Here is a 522-nt window from a genome sequence, read left to right on the forward strand (position 1 = left end):
GTGATCCGCGACGCGGTGCAGCTGTTGCAAAATGACGCGATCGCGCGCGGTATGCGCATGTCAGTCCACTACAATGCCAATCCGGCCACGGTGTACGGCGACAAGGTGCAGTTGCAGCAGGTCATGCTCAATCTCTTGCTCAATGCGTTCGACGCGATGGACGGTCGTGCGGCTAGCGATCGCATGGTGGCCGTGTTCATCACACTACAGGGCCCCCGAGCATTGCGCGTCGCGGTTCGCGACCACGGGGCCGGTCTGCCCAGCGACCGGCTCGCGCTAATCTTCAACCCGTTTGTTACCTCGAAGCCCGAAGGCCTTGGCCTCGGATTGTCGATCAGCCGTACGATTATCGAGATGCATGGCGGGCGGCTATGGGCGGAAAACAATACGGATCAAGGCGCGACGTTTTATTTCACGTTACCCGTCGGGGACGCCGCGTAGCTAGACCCCTTGCGATCGGTGCCGTGGTCGACTCGGCTCGACAGCTTTCTGGTTGATGACGGCGGTTTCGCCGCGCCAACC

General features: G+C 61.3%; 1 protein-coding gene. It reads left to right on the top strand.

The genetic code is table 11. From position 1 onward, the window contains the following. The coding region (locus PQR02_RS40755; RefSeq protein WP_408243442.1) for a sensor histidine kinase at nucleotides 1-441 on the top strand (441 nt) is incomplete at its 5' end. Nucleotides 442-522: the final 81 nt, after the last annotated feature.

Origin of the sequence: Paraburkholderia sediminicola, assembly GCF_046026895.1 — a bacterium.
Lineage (GTDB): Bacteria > Pseudomonadota > Gammaproteobacteria > Burkholderiales > Burkholderiaceae > Paraburkholderia > Paraburkholderia sediminicola_C.